This is a genomic window from uncultured Georgenia sp. (assembly GCF_937958535.1).
Taxonomy (GTDB): Bacteria; Actinomycetota; Actinomycetes; order Actinomycetales; family Actinomycetaceae; genus Oceanitalea.
In genome coordinates, this window is the sequence record NZ_CALGNQ010000268.1 from 20,855 (window position 1) to 37,250 (window position 16,396).

The 16,396-nt window shown below is 74.0% G+C and carries 14 protein-coding genes; 10 read left to right on the forward strand and 4 right to left on the reverse strand.

Features of this window, described 5'->3' with window-relative positions; genetic code table 11:
• Positions 1–157 precede the first annotated feature (157 nt).
• The 6 genes from Q0195_RS14700 (at position 158) to Q0195_RS14725 (ending at position 8,857) form a co-directional block, all read left to right on the forward strand.
• Entirely contained in the window at positions 158–940 is a 783-nt protein-coding gene (locus Q0195_RS14700) for a ComF family protein (protein WP_299279861.1), read from the forward strand.
• A 555-nt stretch (positions 941–1,495) separates the two neighbouring features.
• Positions 1,496–2,152 carry a ribosome-associated translation inhibitor RaiA gene (gene raiA, locus Q0195_RS14705; protein ID WP_299279863.1) on the forward strand — a complete coding sequence of 219 codons (657 nt, stop codon included), beginning with the start codon at positions 1,496–1,498 and terminating at the stop codon, positions 2,150–2,152.
• Between the two features lie 86 nt (positions 2,153–2,238).
• Entirely contained in the window at positions 2,239–3,483 is a 1,245-nt protein-coding gene (locus tag Q0195_RS14710) for a crosslink repair DNA glycosylase YcaQ family protein (protein WP_299279864.1), read from the forward strand.
• 123 nt (positions 3,484–3,606) lie between these two features.
• Complete coding sequence (secA, locus tag Q0195_RS14715) at positions 3,607–6,546, forward strand: preprotein translocase subunit SecA (RefSeq protein WP_299279886.1); 2,940 nt, start codon at positions 3,607–3,609, stop codon at positions 6,544–6,546.
• Positions 6,547–7,016: 470 nt separating this feature from the next.
• Positions 7,017–8,216 carry an LLM class flavin-dependent oxidoreductase gene (locus Q0195_RS14720; RefSeq protein WP_299279866.1) on the forward strand — a complete coding sequence of 400 codons (1,200 nt, stop codon included), beginning with the start codon at positions 7,017–7,019 and terminating at the stop codon, positions 8,214–8,216.
• A 23-nt stretch (positions 8,217–8,239) separates the two neighbouring features.
• The gene (locus Q0195_RS14725; RefSeq protein ID WP_299279868.1) at positions 8,240–8,857 is read left to right on the forward strand and encodes an FMN reductase; all 618 of its coding nucleotides are present in this window, start codon (positions 8,240–8,242) and stop codon (positions 8,855–8,857) included.
• Positions 8,858–8,974: 117 nt separating this feature from the next.
• Here the strand turns inward: Q0195_RS14725 and Q0195_RS14730 are convergent, their stop codons facing one another.
• Complete coding sequence (locus tag Q0195_RS14730; protein WP_299279870.1) at positions 8,975–9,487, reverse strand: Rv3235 family protein; 513 nt, start codon at positions 9,485–9,487, stop codon at positions 8,975–8,977.
• Complete coding sequence (locus Q0195_RS14735) at positions 9,484–10,590, reverse strand: LysM peptidoglycan-binding domain-containing protein (RefSeq protein ID WP_299279872.1); 1,107 nt, start codon at positions 10,588–10,590, stop codon at positions 9,484–9,486. Before Q0195_RS14735 ends, Q0195_RS14730 begins: the two co-directional genes overlap by 4 nt.
• A 159-nt stretch (positions 10,591–10,749) precedes the next feature.
• Here Q0195_RS14735 and Q0195_RS14740 point away from each other — a divergent pair, with 159 nt between their 5' ends.
• On the forward strand, positions 10,750–11,256 hold the full coding sequence (locus tag Q0195_RS14740; RefSeq protein ID WP_299279874.1) for a hypothetical protein: 507 nt from the start codon (positions 10,750–10,752) through the stop codon (positions 11,254–11,256).
• A 79-nt stretch (positions 11,257–11,335) separates the two neighbouring features.
• On the opposite strand, the gene Q0195_RS14745 is transcribed toward Q0195_RS14740, so the two are convergent.
• Complete coding sequence (locus tag Q0195_RS14745; protein WP_299279876.1) at positions 11,336–11,551, reverse strand: helix-turn-helix domain-containing protein; 216 nt, start codon at positions 11,549–11,551, stop codon at positions 11,336–11,338.
• Positions 11,552–11,691: 140 nt separating this feature from the next.
• Between Q0195_RS14745 and Q0195_RS14750 the strand changes: the two genes are divergently transcribed.
• Genes Q0195_RS14750 through Q0195_RS14760 form a run of 3 tightly spaced genes read left to right on the forward strand, consistent with a single transcriptional unit; the run spans position 11,692 to position 14,152 of the window.
• A complete protein-coding gene (locus Q0195_RS14750; RefSeq protein ID WP_299279878.1) occupies positions 11,692–12,342 on the forward strand; it encodes a hypothetical protein in 651 nt (216 codons plus the stop codon).
• Positions 12,339–13,655 carry a hypothetical protein gene (locus Q0195_RS14755; RefSeq protein WP_299279880.1) on the forward strand — a complete coding sequence of 439 codons (1,317 nt, stop codon included), beginning with the start codon at positions 12,339–12,341 and terminating at the stop codon, positions 13,653–13,655. Before Q0195_RS14750 ends, Q0195_RS14755 begins: the two co-directional genes overlap by 4 nt.
• A gap of 14 nt (positions 13,656–13,669) precedes the next feature.
• On the forward strand, positions 13,670–14,152 hold the full coding sequence (locus Q0195_RS14760) for a hypothetical protein (protein ID WP_299279882.1): 483 nt from the start codon (positions 13,670–13,672) through the stop codon (positions 14,150–14,152).
• A gap of 208 nt (positions 14,153–14,360) precedes the next feature.
• Here Q0195_RS14760 and Q0195_RS14765 read toward each other — a convergent pair.
• Positions 14,361–16,396, reverse strand: a 2,036-nt coding sequence (locus tag Q0195_RS14765; RefSeq protein WP_299279884.1) for an SbcC/MukB-like Walker B domain-containing protein, incomplete at its 5' end; no start/stop codon positions are given.

A 16,396-nucleotide genomic window follows, 5' to 3' on the forward strand; every position in this document is an offset into this window, starting at 1 on the left:
CGCCGTGAAGTGCAGTGCCAGGCCTCGGCGCCGGTCGCGCCGGCCCTGCCGCGCCCGGCCGTGCGGCGTTGCTCCACAGGGCCGAAGTCGTGCCACCGGCACCGCAGGCCGAGCTGCCCGAGCCGGTGGGCAGAACATCGGTGCGGGAACCTGCGGCATGCGTCCGGCACTGTCCCTCGTGGAGCAGGCCCGTGCGGCGCTCGCGGACGGGCTCCACCTGGTGCTGCCGGTGGACTGCGCCGGCTGCGACGCCTGGGACGAGGCGGTGTGCCCGGCCTGCCGCGCGCTGGTGTCGACCACACCGGTGCGCAGCGACGCGGACGCCCCCGTGCTCGCCCTGCCCGGTGACGCCGGCCTGCTGCCGGTGTGGTCCCTGGCCGACTACACCGGTCCGGTGCGCCGCGTCGTCCTGGCCTGGAAGCGCACCGGCCGGGAGGACGTCGCGCGCCTGCTGCTGGAACGGGCACGGGCGGCCGCCCGGCGGTGGGCGCACGACCCGGACCTCGTGCTCGGCGGAACCGGGGACGTGCTCGTCGTCCCGGCGCCCTCGGGGCTGCGGCGCCGGCTCCGCGGGCAGCTGGTCGCCGCCGACCTGGCCGACGCCGTCGCCGCGGGGATCGCGGAGTCCGGGGTCGCGGGGGAGGGACGGACCGTCCGCTCCGTCGACCTCCTGCGCCGCTCCGGCGGACGGCGGCACCAGCACGGGCTCGACCTGCGTGCACGTCGCCGCAACCGGGCCACGGGCGTGCGCCTGCTCAGCCCGCCCGGCCCGGAGGACGTCGTCCTCCTCGTCGACGACGTCCTCACCACCGGCGCCACCCTCGCCGCCTGCGCCCGCGTGCTCGCCCAGGCGGGTGCCCGCGTCGCCGGTGGCCTCGTCGTGGCGGCCACCCCACCCCCGGGAAGGATCCCTGGGACGTCGTCCGGTCCCCGCCGCTGACACCGCCGGGAGGAGGCCGAGCGGCGGACACCAGTGCCGACCCTGCCCATGTGCACGGTGCTCCGCAGGGCATCGGGCCAGGACCCACCCACGTGACCCAGCACGAGCCCTCCCACTCCGCTGCCGACCTGAGGCACCACGTCGGGGTGCTCGCCTCTGCCGCTCGCGAGGTCCTCCTTGTGTGCGCCTGGTCGTCGGCCCGGACGTGACACAAGAGCACAGACCTACGACCCGGGCGAGGGTGGGGACCGGCGAGCGGCCGGGCCGCCCGGGCTCCCGGCTCGCCGACGGCAGGTGTTCACCCTGTGGGCCGACGGCCGTGTTCACCCTGTGGGACACCGGGACATCTGGGACCAACAGCGCAGGTCCAGGGCCGTGGGGTCGACTACCGTTCTTGTATGGAAGCCCGATCGTCTCGCCGTCCGGTTCTCGGAGGCGGGCGAGCCCTGACGGGGCGTGCTTCACGGAGAGGAGGTGAGTGAGGCTTCCTCACCCGCCGAGGACGGCGGCTCGCAGCAGAAACCGACGGTTTCACTCTCTCTGACGGAGGTCACCATGGACATCGCCGTTGTTGCCCGTAACACCGAGGTCGCGGAGCGCTTCCGCACCCACCTCGAGGAGAAGCTCTCGAAGGTGGAGCAGCTGGCACCGCGCGCGCACCGCATCGAGGTGGAGATCACCCGCGAGCAGAACCCGCGGCTCGCCGACCGGGCCGAGCGCGTCGAGCTCACGGTGATCGACCGGGGACCGATCATCCGTGCGGAGGCAGCTGCCGACGACCGTTATGCGGCCCTGGACCTGGCAACGACGAAGCTGCTCGAGCGGCTGCGGCGCGCGCGCGACCGGCGCAAGAACCACAAGCGCCGCGGCGCGACCAAGCCGGCCGTCCCGGTGCCGGCCACCGAGCCCGAGCAGACCGACGAGGAGATGCCCACCGTGCCGACGCCGCCGACCGAGCCGGGCGTCGCCGTGGAGTCGCAGCTCGGTGACTCGCCGGTGATCGTGCGCCAGAAGCTGCACGACACCGAGCCGATGAGCGTCGACCAGGCGCTCTACGAGATGGAGCTCGTCGGCCACCCGTTCTACCTCTTCATCGACGAGGAGACCATGCAGCCGTGCGCCGTCTACCGCCGCCGCGGCTGGACCTACGGCGTCATCCGCCTCAACTACGAGGTGCAGCCGAAGGCACAGCCGCAGGAGGCCAGCGCCTGACGACGCGACCGACGACGGGCCGGGGTCCCACGGGGTCCCGGCCCGTCCGGGCGTCGCCACGCCCACGGCGGTCGGCAGGTGCCGGCATGCTGACCCTCGCCCAGGCCCGGCGGGTGGCCATCGCGGCCCAGGGGTTGGACCGCCCCCGTCCCACGACCGTGACGATGCGGCACGTCTCGGGCACGGTCGAGCGGCTCGGCGTCCTGCAGATCGACTCCGTCAACGTCCTCGCCCGCGCCCATCTGCTCCCGCTCTTCGCACGCCTCGGGCCGTACGACACCGCGCTGGTGGAACGGGCCGCGGGTCGCGCACCGCGACGGATCGTCGAGGCGTGGGCGCACGAGGCCTCCTACGTCCCCGTCGACACCTTCCCGCTCGTCGCCTGGACCCGGCGCCGCTGGGCCGGGATGGACCCCGCCGCGCTCGAGGCGAAGCACCCCGGACTGCTCCGGGCGGTGCGCGACATCGTCGCCGAGCACGGCCCGCTGACCAGCCGGGAGGTCGAGGCGTTCGTCGACGCCCACCACGCCGAGCGAGCCGACGAGGGGTGGGGCTGGCGCTGGAGCACCGCGAAGGTCGCCCTCGAGACGCTCTTCGACTCCGGTGAGCTCACTGCCGCCCGCCGCACCACCCAGTTCGAGCGGGTCTACGACCTCGCCGAGCGCGTCCTGCCACCCCACGTGCGGCACCGACCCACCCCGGAGCCTGCCGACGCCGCCCGCGAGCTCGTCCGCATCGCCGCCCGTGCCCACGGCGTGGCCACCCTGCGCTGCCTCGCCGACTACTTCCGCCTCGGTCAGCGCGTCACCCGGCAGGCCGTCGACGAGCTCGTCGAGGAGGGCGAGCTCGTTCCCGTCACCGTCGCCGGCTGGGACCGGCCCACCTGGCTCAACACCTGGGCCCGCGTCCCGCGCCGGACGACAGCGCGCGCCCTGCTGGCGCCGTTCGACCCGCTGGTCTTCGAGCGTCGCCGGCTGCTCGAGCTCTTCGGCATGCACTACCGCATCGGCATCTACACCCCCGCCCATCTGCGCACCCACGGCTACTACGTGCTGCCGTTCCTGCTCGGTGAGCACCTCGTCGCCCGGGTCGACCTCAAGCACGACCGCGACGGCGCCCGCCTCCGCGTCCGCACCGCGTTCACCGAGGAGCCCGGCCCCGACGCCGCCGCCCGCGCCGGCTGGCCCGCGCCGTCCGCCGTCGTCGGCGAGCTCGCCGACGAGCTGCGCACCATGGCGGGCTGGCTCGGTGCCGAGGCCGTCGTCGTCGACGACGACGCACGGGGCGACCTGGCCCGTCCGCTGCGGGCGGAACTCGACCGACTACGGTAGAACTGGTCGGACGCTTACCATGGACGGCAGGCGTGTGGCGATACCGTGCGCCCGACGCCGACCGGCGCCGTCAGTCGAACCGGGGAGTAGAACCGCGTGCGAATCCTCAGCAAGATCTTGCGCATGGGCGAGGGCCGGGTGCTCAAGCAGCTGTCCGCCATCACCGACCAGGTCAATGCGCTGGAGGAGAGCATCAGCGCCCTGTCGGACGCCGAGCTCCGTGCCGAGACCGACAAGTTCAAGCAGCGTCTCGCTGCCGGTGAGACCCTCGACGACCTCCTCCCCGAGGCCTTCGCCACCGTTCGGGAGGCGGCCAAGCGGACGCTGGGGCAGCGGCACTTCGACGTGCAGATCATGGGCGGTGCCGCGCTCCACATGGGCAACATCGCCGAGATGAAGACCGGTGAGGGCAAGACCCTCGTCGCCACGCTGCCGGCCTACCTCAACGCGCTGACCGGCAAGGGCGTGCACGTCGTCACGGTCAACGACTACCTGGCGAGCTACCAGTCCGAGCTCATGGGCCGCGTGTACCGGTTCCTCGGGCTGACCACCGGCGTCGTCCTGGCCGGGCAGAAGCCCGACGAACGCCGCAAGCAGTACGCCGCCGACATCACCTACGGGACGAACAACGAGTTCGGCTTCGACTACCTGCGCGACAACATGGCGTGGTCGACCGACGAGCTCGTCCAGCGCGGACACCACTTCGCGATCGTCGACGAGGTCGACTCCATCCTCATCGACGAGGCGCGCACCCCGCTCATCATCTCCGGCCCCGCCTCCGGCGACGCCAACAAGTGGTACGCCGAGTTCGCGCGCATCGCGATGCGGCTCAAGCGCGACGAGGACTACGAGGTCGACGAGAAGAAGCGCAACGTCGGCGTCCTCGAGCCCGGCATCGAGAAGGTCGAGGACTACCTCGGCATCGACAACCTCTACGAGTCGCTCAACACCTCCCTCATCGGCTTCCTCAACAACGCGCTCAAGGCCAAGGAGCTCTTCAAGCGCGACAAGGACTACATCGTCGCCGACGGCGAGGTCCTCATCGTCGACGAGCACACCGGGCGTGTGCTCGCCGGCCGGCGGTACAGCGAGGGCATGCACCAGGCCATCGAGGCCAAGGAGGGCGTGCCGATCAAGGCCGAGAACCAGACGCTGGCCACGATCACCCTGCAGAACTACTTCCGGCTCTACGAGAAGCTCTCCGGCATGACCGGTACGGCCGAGACCGAGGCCGCCGAGTTCTCCAGCACCTACAAGATCGGCGTCGTCCCCATCCCGACGAACAAGCCGATGCAGCGCATCGACCAGCCGGACCTCATCTACAAGAACGCCCAGGCCAAGTACAAGGCGATCGTCGAGGACATCGCCCAGCGTCACGCCAAGGGCCAGCCGGTGCTCGTCGGCACCACGAGCGTGGAGAAGTCCGAGCTCATCTCCCAGCTGCTCAAGCGCAAGGGCATCCCGCACGAGGTCCTCAACGCCAAGCACCACGCCCGTGAGGCGGCGATCGTCGCGATGGCCGGCCGCAAGGGCGCCGTCACGGTCGCCACCAACATGGCCGGTCGTGGTACCGACATCATGCTCGGTGGCAACGCCGAGCACATCGCCGTGGAGAACATGCGCAAGCGCGGCCTCGACCCGGAGGAGAACCCCGAGGAGTACGAGGCCGTGTGGCCCGAGGTCCTCGAGGAGGCGAAGCGGTCGGTGGCCGCCGAGCACGACGAGGTCGTGGCGCTCGGGGGCCTGTACGTGCTCGGCACCGAGCGGCACGAGGCCCGCCGTATCGACAACCAGCTGCGGGGCCGTTCCGGCCGACAGGGCGACCCGGGGGAGTCCCGGTTCTACCTGTCCATGGAGGACGACCTCATGCGGCTGTTCAACTCCGGCCTCGCGCTGCGGGTCATGGACAGCGCCTCGTTCCCCGACGACATGCCGCTCGAGGCGAAGATGGTCTCCCGCGGCATCGCCTCGGCGCAGGCGCAGGTCGAGGGCCGCAACTTCGAGATCCGCAAGAACGTCCTGAAGTACGACGACGTCATGAACCGGCAGCGCGAGGTCGTCTACGAGGAGCGGCGCCGGGTGCTCCAGGGGGAGGACCTGCAGGAGCAGGTCCAGTCCTTCCTCGACGACGTCATCAAGGGCCTCGTCGCCGAGTACACCCAGGCGCCGGACCCGGACGAGTGGGACCTCGACGCCCTGTGGAACGAGCTCAAGCGGATCTACCCGGTGTCGATCACCGCAGAGGACGTCATCGAGGAGGCCGGCGGCCAGAACCGGGTCACGGCCGAGATGCTCGTCGAGGAGCTGACCTCCGACATCCACCTCGCCTACGAGCGGCGCGAGGAGGAGCTCACCCCCGAGATCATGCGCCAGCTCGAGCGGCGCGTCGTCCTGTCCGTGCTCGACCGCAAGTGGCGTGAGCACCTCTACGAGATGGACTACCTCAAGGAGGGCATCGGGCTGCGCGCGATGGGTCAGCGCGACCCGCTCGTGGAGTACCAGCGCGAGGGTTACCACCTCTTCCAGGCCATGAACGAGGCCATCAAGGAGGAGTCGGTCCAGTACCTGTTCAACCTCGAGGTCCGGGTCCAGCAGCCGGGCGCCGAGGGTGAGGCGGCGGAGGGCCGGCCGGCGGCAGGGGTGACGGAGGAAGCGGCCGCCCAGACCGCGGCAGCGGCCCCCTTCGGTGCCACCGCCGGGGGTGCCGGGGCCCAGCCCGCCGGGCGCCGGGCCGGTGCGCGGTCCGTCACCGCCAACCGGTCCTCCGGGGTCAAGCTCGCCGAGGCGGCGGCGGCCCGGGACACGGCCGCCCGCCAGGACGGTGCGCCGTCCGCCTTCGGCACCGGTCCGCAGATCGTCGGCCTGGAGGAGCCGCAGCGTCCGACGGCGCTGACCTACTCCGCCCCGTCCGCCGACGGCGACGCCCGCCCGACTGTCCGCACCGAGGGCGGCAAGGGCAGGGCCGCGGGCAGCGGTGAGGCGGCGGCCCAGGCGGCCGCGGCCAGTGGCGGGAACCGCGAGGCCCGCCGGCGGGCGGCGAAGGCCGCCAAGAAGCGGCGCTGACCCGACGCGGGTGCCCGCCGGTGGGGTGACGGCTGCAAGAAGCGCCCACCGACCGGGTTCCCCACACGGCTCGACGACCACCTGCACGGCGCGCCAGGAGCACCCTGGCGCGCCGTGCGCTTTCTGCAGCTCGTCCGCGGCCGCCGGGCCTGCCTCCGCCGGTCGGGCCTGTCTCCGTCTGCCGGGACCGTCTCCGCCGGCCGGACCTGCCTCCGCCGGCCCGGACTGTCTCCGCCGGTCAGGCCTGTCTCCGCCGGCCGGACTCGCCCAGCGCCGGCCGGAGTCACCCCGCGCAGGCCGGAGCTGTTCGCGCTGCCCGGACCCGGCCCCGGCCGCAGTCGCCTGCTCGGCCGTACCGGGACGTCCGTCCCGGTGTGACGCAGCCCTCACGCGTGTCGGAATAGATCGGGAGCGGCGCCGGTTGACCCCCATGTACATGCAAACGCATCGATCTTGAGGGGTTGCCTCACATGCAGTTCGGAATCTTCACGGTCAGCGACGTCACGACCGACCCGACCACCGGTCACACGCCGAATGACACCGAGCGCGTCCGCGCGATCCTCAAGATCGCCGAGCACGCCGACCAGGCCGGTCTCGACGTCTTCGCCACCGGCGAGCACCACAACCCGCCCTTCGTCGCCTCGTCGCCGACGACGATGCTCGGCTACCTCGCCGGCCGCACCAAGAACATCGTCCTGTCCACCGCCACGACGCTCATCACCACCAACGACCCGGTGAAGATCGCCGAGGACTACGCCATGCTCCAGGTCATCAGCGACGGCCGGATGGACCTCATGATGGGCCGCGGCAACACCGGTCCGGTCTACCCCTGGTTCGGCAAGGACATCCGCCAGGGCATCAACCTCGCCATCGAGAACTACGCGCTGCTGCGCCGCCTCTGGGAGGAGGAGGTCGTGGACTGGCAGGGCAAGTTCCGCACCCCGCTGCAGGGCTTCACCGCCACCCCGCGCCCGCTCGACGGCGTCCCGCCGTTCGTGTGGCACGGCTCCATCCGCAGCCCGGAGATCGCCGAGCAGGCCGCCTACTACGGCGACGGGTTCCTCCACAACAACATCTTCTGGCCGATGGAGCACACCAAGCGGATGATCCACTACTACCGCCAGCGCTACGAGCACTACGGCCACGGCCGGGCGGACCAGGCGATCGTCGGCCTCGGCGGCCAGTTCTTCGCCCGGAAGAACTCCCAGGACGCGTGGAACGAGTTCCGCCCCTACTTCGACAACGCCCCGGTCTACGGCCACGGGCCCTCGATGGAGGACTTCACCCGGGAGACGCCGCTGACCGTCGGCTCGCCGCAGCAGATCATCGACCGGTACGCCGCGATGCGCGAGCACGTCGGTGACTACCAGCGCCAGCTCTTCCTCATCGACCACGCGGGCCTGCCGCTGAAGACCGTCCTGGAGCAGATCGACATCCTCGCCGAGGAGATCGTCCCCGCGCTGCGCAAGGAGAACGAGTCCAAGCGCCCCGCGCACGTCCCCTCCGACCCGCCGAGCCACGCCGACCGCGTCGCCAAGGCGATGGCCGAGGGCAAGGCGCAGGACCAGCACGTGGCCGGCGAGGACCGCTGGACCGGCCGCACCGCGGAGGACGACGCCGCGGCCGCCGCCACCGCCGGTGCCAAGCGCGGCGCCGCGTTCGGACTCTGAGACACGACAGCAAGGAGAACGACATGAGCACGCGAACCATCGCCGTCGTCTCGGCCGGCCTGGGCCAGCCGTCGTCGACCCGGCTGCTCGCCGACCGCCTCGCCGAGGCCACCACCAGTGCGCTCGCCGAGCAGGGCGTGACCGCCGAGGTCGTCACCTTCGAACTGCGGGACCTCGCCCACGAGATCACCAACGCCATGCTCACCGGCTTCCCCACCGGTGACCTCCGCGAGGCGCTCGCCACGATCACCGGTGCCGACGGCCTCGTCGCCGTCACGCCGATCTTCACCACGAGCTACTCGGGGCTGTTCAAGTCCTTCGTCGACATCATCGACAAGGACTCGCTGGGCGACATGCCGGTGCTCATCGGGGCGACGGGCGGTACGCCCCGGCACTCCCTGGCCACCGAGTACGCGATCCGGCCGCTGTTCACCTACCTCCACGCCGACGTCGTCACCACGTCGGTCTTCGCCGCCACCGACGACTGGGCCGGTGAGGGCGACCGGGTGAACCCCCTGCCGGACCGGATCCGCCGCGCCGGCAAGGAGCTCGCCGACAAGATCGCCGCCCGCCCCGAGCGTAGGGACGCCGGCGACGAGTTCACCAACGCCCCGTCGTTCGCGGAGCTGCTGAGCCGCTGACCTCGTCCGGGGGAGGTGGCGAACGCCGCCGGTGCACGCGCACCGGCGGCGTTCGTGCGCCGTGGGGTGGGAGGCCGGTGGCGGCCCGGCCGATGAGGGCTGCGTGCCGTGCGGCGGTCAGCCGATCTCCAGCGCCGTCGCGCGCCACCGTCCCCGATGTGTCTCGACCCGGACCGCGGCGGCCCTGATCCGCACGCCGTCGTGGACGACGACCGCCGCCTCGTGTACGCCGGGGCGCACCTCGGTGCACCGCACCCGACGTACCCGGGCGCACAGCGCAGGGTCCGGCCGTCCCAGGATCCGCACCGCCAGGCCCGCGCGTCGGGCGAGCGAGGCGTAGAGGTCGGCACTGAGCCAGCGCGCCAGCTGGGCGGTGGGGCGGCTGCCGGTGAGCACCTCGACCGCCGCCCGCGCGAGGGTTGCCACCCACGGCCCGACCGGCGGCAGCCCTGCGAGATCCTCAGGACGCGGCTCACGGCGGTCCGGGTCGGGCGCCGCCGCCTCCGCCGGGGTCTGCACGCTGAACCGCACTCGGTCCCACGGCCGGCCACCGCCCGGCCCTGCGTCCGGTGGGCGGCCGGAGTGCTCGACTCGACGGGGTGCCGGGGTGAGCGCCGTCGTCGCTGTCATGGTGCGTCCTTCCGGTCGGGGGCCAGGAGCTCCTGGCCGGGGCGGATGAGGTGAGGGTCCGCACCGATGACGGCGCGGTTGGTCGAGTGCCAGCGCGGCCAATCCGCCGCGATCTCGGCATCGGCGGCGTCCGCGCCGAGGTGGGCGGCGGCGATGCCCCAGAGGGTGTCGCCCGGACGGACGACGTAGGGGGCTCCGGAGTCGGCCGGACCTGGCGACGGCGGGGCCGGCTGCTGCCCTGACGTCGGCGGGACGGGCGCGGCCGAGGCAGGGCCGGAGGCGGGAGGAGGGGCCGAGGTCCCGGCGGGGGCTGCGGTCCCAACCCCCGATTCGGGTGCGTCGCTCGGGCCGCTGGGGTCGGGCCGGGGCGTGACGGGTCCAGGCGCCATGCCGCCGTCGGTGGGAGGTGGGGCGGCGGCCGACCAGGGCGGCACGCGGGACCGGTCGCCGTCGAGCGACCAGGGGGCGGGTGAGGCAGCGAGGCTCGGGAGCAGCGTGTCGCTGGGATGCCCGGCCTCGCGCGCGCCGCCGGCTCGCCTGTGGGGTGCCGCTCCTGCCGCCCGGGTGGGGTCGTCGTGGGGCTCGGCGAGGCCGGCCGGTGGGGCGGCCGGCGCGGTGCTCGGGGGCTCCGGGTCCGGGAACGCGGTGGACCCGGGCCTCAGGTCGAGCGGGACGGCGTCCTCGAGGGACCCGCCGTCCGGCGGCACGTCGGTGCTCGTCGTACTCGCTGCGAGGCTGCCGGCCGGTGGCGAGGCGGGCAGCGCCGCACTCGCAGGTGTCACCCCGAGGGCCAGTCCGGCACCGACTCCGACGACGGCGGCTCGCCGCAGGACGGGGGGTCCGAGACGACGGACCCCGGCGCGGAGCACGGCGGCCAGGCGCACCGTCCGTCGGCTCAGGACGGCGATCTCCGCGACGACGAGCACGGCCGCGGTGAGGGCGTACCACGTGGCCACCACCGCACCGCCGCCCGCCGCGACCAGCGCGACGACCTCGTCGACCCGGAGCAGCCCGCGTCCGGCGAGCCGGAGGGCCCACCCGCCGAGCAGCCAGGCCGCGAGCGACGCTGACGTCGCCGCGGCGGCGGAGCGGAGCATCACCATCGATGTCTCTCCTTGATGGTGTTTGATGTCGGTTGCTGTCGGTTGATCGCGTATGGCGTCCATATGTACTCGCGTCCCCGTCGGCTGTCCATCGTTGGCATGACGCCCTGTGGACGGATCGGGCGTGCACGGCCCTTCCGGGGCACTAGCGTGGGCGGGGTGCGGTGGGAGGCCCTGTTTGACGACCTCGAGCGTCAGTTCACGCAGGAGCTGCGTGCTGCCGCGGACGAGGAGGTCCTCGATCTCGCCGAGGCGGAGCAGGCGCAGGTCACGCTCGCCGACCGGCTGCGCGCGCGCCGCGGGCAGGCCGTGTCGCTGCGCCTGACGGACGGCAGTGACGTCCACGGCACCGTCCTCGACGCTGCCGTCCAGTGGCTCCTCGTCGCGGACACCGGCCGACGGGTTCTCGTCCCGGTGTCCGCCGTCGCGGCGGCGCGGAACCTGGGGCACGCCGCCCCGGAGTCCCCGGTGGTCGAGCGGCGGCTGCGGTTGACCCACGTGCTGCGCGCGCTGGCGCGAGAGGAGGCCGCGGTGGTGGTCCGGACGACGGCGGGCGACCACCGAGGTCGGATCACCCGGGTCGCGGCGGACCATGTCGAGCTCGACACGGGGGCGGGCAGCGTGGCCCTGGCGCTGGGACACGTCCTCGCCGTGCTCACCCCCTGACGGCGGGGGAGGCGACGGCTCGCCGGCCGGGGGAGGCGAGTCTCGCCGATGGCCGCGCCGGGCAGGGGGTCGGACCCGGTCAGTCTGTGGACTCCCGCTCACCGGCGAGTGCGGAGCGGGTGCGGGCGTACTGCCGCTGGATGTACTCCTCGAGCACCACGGCCTCGACCCGCCACATGCCTCGGCCACCGACCTGAATGGCGGGCAGGTCACCCGACCGCACGAGCGAGCGCGCCTGCGCCACGGAGATCGACAGCTCCTCGGCGACGTCCGCAAGGGTGAGGAAGCGAGCCATGTCCCCAGTCTCTCACCGGCCGGGCGGATGGGGCCGCATCCTGTGCACAGGGACCACGGAACACCACACCTGTGGAGAAACCGCCCCACGCGTTCCGCCGACCGGGCACCATGGGCGGCAAGCACGCGGAGGGGAGTGCGATGAGCGACGACGACGCGCAACGACTACGGCGGCCCAGCTGGCGCGACCCTCGCCTGGGGGTCGGCATCCTCCTCGTCGTCGGCTCGGTCGCGCTGGGCAGCTGGGCGGTGGCGCAGGCGGACGCGACGGTCGAGGTCCTGGCGACCGTCGAGGCTCTGACCCCCGGCGACCGTCTCGGCGATGCTCAGCTCGAGACCCGTCCGGTGCGCCCTGACGGTGGGCTCACCGACATCTACCTGCCGGCCACCACCGAGGTGGCGGAGGACGCCGTGGTGACCCGGGTGGTCGGCGCCGGAGAGCTCGTACCCGCCGCGGCGGTCGGCAGCGCGGCCGACGTGACGCTCCGCCCGGTGGTCGTCGCGCTGTCCGGCGCCGTGCCGAACGGTGTCACCCAGGGTGGGCTCGTCGACCTGTGGCTCACCATCCCCACCCGACCCGGACAGGCACCCGACGACGCTTCCGCCCCGCCGCAGCTGCTAGCCGAGGGCCTGGTCGTGGCGGATCTCCTCGAGGGTGACTCGCTGTTCGCGGCGGCAGGTGGCTCGGCCGTCCAGGTCCTTGTCACCCAGGACGACCTGCCCACCGTGCTGGCGGCACTCGCCGGCGACGGCGAGATCGTCGTCGTCCCGGTCCCCGGCGGTGGACCGTGACCACCGGCGTCCTCCTCGCGCTGACCCACCCACAGGAGGCGGAGCTCGTCGCGCTCATCGACGCGCCAGGGACGGGGATGCGCGTGGTACGACGCTGCGCCGATGTGCCCGAGGTCCTCGCCGCCGGGCTCGCCGGGCTGGGGACGCTGGCCGTGCTCTCCGCCGACCTCCCCGGCCTGGATCGCCCGGTGCTCGGCCGGCTCACCGGCGGCGGCGTCCGTACCGTGCTCCTCGCTCCGGCGGACGACCTGCCCCGCTGTCGGGCGCTCGGCGCGACGACCGTGGTCACCGAGGAGTCCGGTCCCGCGCAGTGGGCCGGTGCGGTGGCGGAGCTGGCGCGGGCCGAACCCGTGGACGAGCCGGCACCGGTCCGCCGGGAGCGTCCGGTCGACAAGCCGGCAGTCGGTCAGGGGCGACTGGCCGTCGTGTGGGGACCGCGTGGTTCACCCGGCCGCACCACCGTGGCGGTCAACCTCGCCCAGGAGCTGTCGAGCAGGGGGCCCACCCTCCTCGTCGACGCCGACACCGAGGCACCCAGCGTCACCCAGACACTCGGTGTCCTCGACGAGACCGCCGGTATCGCCGCGGCGGCCCGTCTGGCCGGGGACGGCCGCCTCGATGCGGAGGCGCTGCGGGCACTGACCCGCGGCCTGGCGAAAGGGCCGCGGCTCCTCACCGGGCTGACCCGCCCCGACCGGTGGCGCGAGCTGCCCGCGGCGTCCCTCGACGTCGTGTGGGAGTCGGCCCGGCTGGTGGCGGACTGGACCGTCGTCGACGTCGGCGCGGGCATCGACGAGGCCCGCGGAGGAGCGCCGCCCGGGGCGGCGCCGCGACGGCACCAGGCGAGTATCGCGGCCCTGGCCGCGGCGGATGTCGTGGTCGTCGTCGGCGCGGCCGAGCCGATCGGGATGCACCGCCTCGTCGTCGCGCTGCAGGAGCTCACCGAGTCGGGTGTGTGCCGACCGCACGCCCAGCGGCTGGTGGTCGTCAACCGGGTGCGGGCATCCGCCGCGGGCGCGAACCCGGAGCAGGCCGTCCTGGAGTCCCTCGCCCGGTTCGCGGCGGTGAGTGACCCGTTGCTCGTCCCGGACGACCGTGCCGCCCTCGACCGTGCGGTCCTGCGCGGGGCGACACTCGCCGAGGTTGCGCCCGGCAGCCGTGCTCGCAGCGCGCTCCACGAGCTCGCCGACCGGCTCGCCGGCCCGGGCCCGGAGCGGGCAGGCCGCGGCGCACGCCGTCGCCGGCGCCGGGGACGTGTCGCACTGCGTACCAGGAAGTCCGGCGCGGGATCACCGGTTCTGGCCGAGCGGTGAGGAACAATGCGCCCATGCGGATCTACCTGCCGGCCACGAGTGCCGACCTCAGCCGACCGGACGGCGTACCGCCGCGCTGGGGCCACGCGGTGACCGCCGAGCTGCGCCGCGCCCTGCCCGACGAGGACGACGAGGGCCTGGAGGAGAGCGCCATGCTGGCCGCGGCCGACGAGAGCATCGTCCACCTGCGGGCATCGTCCTCGGCCGTCCCGAGGCGGGTGGTCATCGCTGCCGACGTGGAGGACTCCGCCGTCGTCGTCCCGACCCGCTCCCGTCCCTGGCAGCCGGGTGACGACCAGCTGCCCAGCGCTGTCGAGGTCCGAGTCACCGTGCAGTGGCGGGACGTGGCGAGCATCCACGTGGACGGCGCGGACGCCGTGTCGGACGTCGCCGCCGCGATGGAGGACGACGAGGCGGTCGAGCGCGCGGCCGAGCACGACCTGCTGTGGTACGACGTCGTCGAACGCGAGGTCCTCGCCCGCGACCTACGGGGGTGAGGCCGGCGCACCGGTGAGCGCGAGCCGTCCGGCCGTGGACGGAGGCGTCGAGCCGGTGTGCCGTCAGGCTGCACGACTACTGGTGCGACCCGCTCGACACGTGGGCCCGGGTCAGGGGGCCGCGGCGGTCGACGACGCCGGTGCCGCGGCCGGGCCAGGCACGCGTCACGTCGGCAGACCGAGCACGCACGCAGCGTGGGCGGTGGCCTCAGGCACGCACGGTGAGCGTCGACTCTCCCGACGGGAGCCGGCGCACCTCGATGCGGTCGGCGATCCGGTCCTTGAGCTCGCTCACGTGGCTGACGATGCCCACCGCCCGGCCACCTGCCTGCAGACGGCCGAGCTCTCCGAGCACGCCGTCGAGGGTCTGGGGGTCCAGCGAGCCGAAGCCCTCGTCGACGAAGAGCGTGTCGAGGGAGATTCCCCCGGCCTCGCTCGTGACGACGTCGGCGAGCCCGAGCGCGAGGCACAGCGAGACGTAGAACGTCTCCCCGCCGGAGAGCGTGTGCGGGTCGCGGGCGCGCTCGGTGACGTGGTCGTGGACGGCCAGACCCAGCCCGGCCCGGCGCGACCGACCCTCCCGCTCGTCGATGCGGTGGAGTGAGTACCGGCCGTCGGACATGACGCTGAGCCGCTCGTTCGCGGCAGCCACGACGTCCTCGAAACGGCGCAGCAGGACATAGGTGGACAGCGTGGTGGAACGGGCGTTGCCCTCACCGGCCGCGGCGAGCTCACCCATCCGGAGCACCGGTGCCGCCTGCTCGGTGGTCGTCCGGTGCCCACGCAGCACGTCGATGAGCGTGGCACGGCACCGCCGCAGCCGCACCAGGGCGTCGGCGGCGCGCCCGGCTTCCTCGGTGGCCGCGATGAGCGCATCGTGGCACTCGCGGTGGGCGGCGACGGCCGCCGGGACGGTGGGCTCCTCCTGCCCGGTGAGCGAGGCGAGCGCGGGCTCGGCGAGGGCGGCGTGGACGCGTGCGGTGTCGGCGTCGTAGGCGGCGAGCTCGCTCTCCAGCTCGTGCACCCGGGCGGCGGGCAGCTGCGCGGCAGCGGCGGCGTCGGCGTCGGCGAAGCCCGTCTCCTCCAGCGCCTCGGCGAGTGAGGCCTCGGTGTCGCGGCAGCGGCGACGTGCCTCGTGCTGCGCCTCGCGGGCCCGCACGATCCGCTGCGCCACCTCCAGCCGGGTCTCGAGCCGGTGGACCCGCTCACGCACCGACGGGGCGTCGCCGGCGGCGCGGCGGCAGCGCTCCCGGTCGCCGTCGAGCGACGCGCGGAGGCCCCGCAGATGCTCCTCGGCGACGGCGAGGGCGCTCTCCTCGGCGCCGACCTCGTCGCGGAGGCGGTCGGTCTCGGCGTCGAACGCGGCGAGCTCGGTGCGGCGCAGCTCCGCCAGGCGGACGGCGTCGCGGGCGTCGTCGAGGTCCTGCTCGGCGGCGGCGAGCGCGGCCGTGGCAGCGGCCAGGTCGGTGCCCCCGGCGGCGTCCTCGGCCGCGCGCAGCCGGGCCTCGACCTGGGCCTGCTCCTCCCGCGCGGCGGAGAGAGCGGCCTCGGCACGCTGTCGCTGCTCGGCCGCTGCCTCCACCTCCTGCGCGGTGGCGTGCTCGGGGGACAGTGCAGCGGGTGCCGGGTGCTCGGTGCCGCCGCAGACGGCGCACGGCTCACCGGGGCGCAGCTCGGCGGCGAGACTGCCCGCCATCCCGCGGATCCACCGGCCACGCACGGCGTGCTCCGCGTCCGAGGCGGCCAGCGCGGCGTCCCGCGCTGCCCGCACCGCCCGCTCCGCACCGTCACGCTCGGTGGTGAGCTGCGCGACCTGCGCCGCGGCATCGCGCACGGCACGGCAGGTGGTCACCCGTGCCTCGGCCGCGGGGACGCTGAGCGCCTCGCGCTGGATACGTTCCAGCGCGGTGGCGAGCCGCTCGCGCTGTTGGGGCCGGGCGGCGAGCCCGGAGCGGACCTCGGCGAGTGCGGTGCGCCGCTCGGCCAGGGCGGCCTCCTCCCGCGCCAGCGCCTCCGTCCGCGACTCCAGGCCGGCCTCGAGCGCGAGGAGCTCGGTGAGGCCGCCCCGTTCACCGGTGAGCTCGGCGACGGCCTCCCGGACGGCCGGGAGGTCGAGCTCGACGAGGTCGGCGTCCGGGCCGTCCCCGGCCGCCGCGCACACCGCCGCCACCTCGCGCTCGGCGTCGGCCTGGGCTGCGCGGGCCTGCTCGTGCGCGCGCAGGGCACCGGCCGCGACCGCGGCGC

Excerpts from the sequence above, each read along its gene's own strand:
- Q0195_RS14700 (WP_299279861.1), top strand. The coding sequence starts at position 158 with ATGCGTCCGGCACTGTCCCTCGTGGAGCAGGCCCGTGCGGCGCTCGCG.
- raiA (WP_299279863.1), top strand. The coding sequence starts at position 1,496 with ATGGACATCGCCGTTGTTGCCCGTAACACCGAGGTCGCGGAGCGCTTC.
- Q0195_RS14710 (WP_299279864.1), top strand. The coding sequence starts at position 2,239 with ATGCTGACCCTCGCCCAGGCCCGGCGGGTGGCCATCGCGGCCCAGGGG.
- secA (WP_299279886.1), top strand. The coding sequence starts at position 3,607 with ATGGGCGAGGGCCGGGTGCTCAAGCAGCTGTCCGCCATCACCGACCAG.
- Q0195_RS14720 (WP_299279866.1), top strand. The coding sequence starts at position 7,017 with ATGCAGTTCGGAATCTTCACGGTCAGCGACGTCACGACCGACCCGACC.
- Q0195_RS14725 (WP_299279868.1), top strand. The coding sequence starts at position 8,240 with ATGAGCACGCGAACCATCGCCGTCGTCTCGGCCGGCCTGGGCCAGCCG.
- Q0195_RS14730 (WP_299279870.1), bottom strand. The coding sequence starts at position 9,487 with ATGACAGCGACGACGGCGCTCACCCCGGCACCCCGTCGAGTCGAGCAC.
- Q0195_RS14735 (WP_299279872.1), bottom strand. The coding sequence starts at position 10,590 with ATGGTGATGCTCCGCTCCGCCGCCGCGGCGACGTCAGCGTCGCTCGCG.
- Q0195_RS14745 (WP_299279876.1), bottom strand. The coding sequence starts at position 11,551 with ATGGCTCGCTTCCTCACCCTTGCGGACGTCGCCGAGGAGCTGTCGATC.
- Q0195_RS14750 (WP_299279878.1), top strand. The coding sequence starts at position 11,692 with ATGAGCGACGACGACGCGCAACGACTACGGCGGCCCAGCTGGCGCGAC.
- Q0195_RS14760 (WP_299279882.1), top strand. The coding sequence starts at position 13,670 with ATGCGGATCTACCTGCCGGCCACGAGTGCCGACCTCAGCCGACCGGAC.